This is a genomic window from Pseudescherichia vulneris (assembly GCF_902164725.1).
GTDB classification, from domain to species: Bacteria; Pseudomonadota; Gammaproteobacteria; order Enterobacterales; family Enterobacteriaceae; genus Pseudescherichia; species Pseudescherichia vulneris.
In genome coordinates this window covers 2,399,658-2,400,690 of record NZ_LR607338.1, presented here as the reverse complement: position 1 = coordinate 2,400,690, position 1,033 = coordinate 2,399,658, and the positions used below count along the sequence as shown (strand labels likewise).

Below are 1,033 nucleotides of genomic sequence, written 5' to 3'. Positions count from 1 at the left end.
GCGAGAATTTTGCCCTTTTAAAAGGACCAACCAGGAAGATCAGAGTTCTGTTTTTGTCACGCATAGGCTGCCCACCTCAGTTGCAAAAACGGCGCAATAGCGCCGGTTCATTGTGGTGTGTTCATATATTAATGTGAGTAGTCAGCCCATTACTGAACGCTCTTTGTAGAGTGGCTTCTGTTTACGAAAAGCATCAATAAAGCAGCGCAACACACTGATAAAAGTGGAACAAGCAAAGTCATTTTAAAGCTTGCCAGTTGTGCCATCAGACCGGCAATCCCGTTACCAGCCATCATGCCTGTGCGCATGGCATTGGAGTGAAATGCTGATGCAAAACCGCTGCGTTCTGGCAAAGCATCCTGAATAATAGAAATGCCAAGACCGACAAAGATACCAAAGAATAATCCGTTGAAAAGTTGCAGCACAATCAGTTCGGTCATGTTAGTGGCCAGCTGAAGCAGGCTGTAATAGACGGCAGCAAAGAGAAATCCGATCATAATTAGCGGTTCTTTCCCTGTTCTCCCTGCCAGATGTGCAGCGGCAAGCATAACGGGAATTTCCATTATCGCGGTTGCGCCCAACAGGAAGCCCGGAAAAGAGGTTGGTAAATTAAGCTCCTTTACCAGGTACAGCGGCATAATGGTCAGGTACATATTATTCGACAAATTTGCCAGCATCATTACTGCTCCCAGTGCCCAAATCATACCTGTGATAGGGGTTTTACTGGCTTGAGCTGTTTGTGCTGTGCCTGTATCGACTGTTTTTTTAATCTTCGGAAGCAGCAACTGGCTGGCAAGTAAGGTCATGGCTGAAAGCAGGGCTGAAGCCAGGAAATTAAAGGTGAATCCAAATTTGTCGGCGAAGACAAATGCCAGAGCAGGTCCCGCAATCCATACAATGGACACGCCCGAACGCATTTGCGTATTGAGCCGTGTAGCATTAAGCCCTGCCGTCAGGGAATGCTTTCGGATCATCGACAGGAGTAGCGGGATAGACGCATTTCCTGGCCCCATCAGGAAAATGCCGATGGCCA

General features: G+C 47.6%; 1 protein-coding gene. It reads right to left on the bottom strand.

The genetic code is table 11. From position 1 onward, the window contains the following. Nucleotides 1–149: 149 nt before the first annotated feature. Nucleotides 150–1,033, bottom strand: an 884-nt coding sequence (locus FN633_RS10275; protein ID WP_208674033.1) for an MFS transporter, incomplete at its 5' end; no start/stop codon positions are given.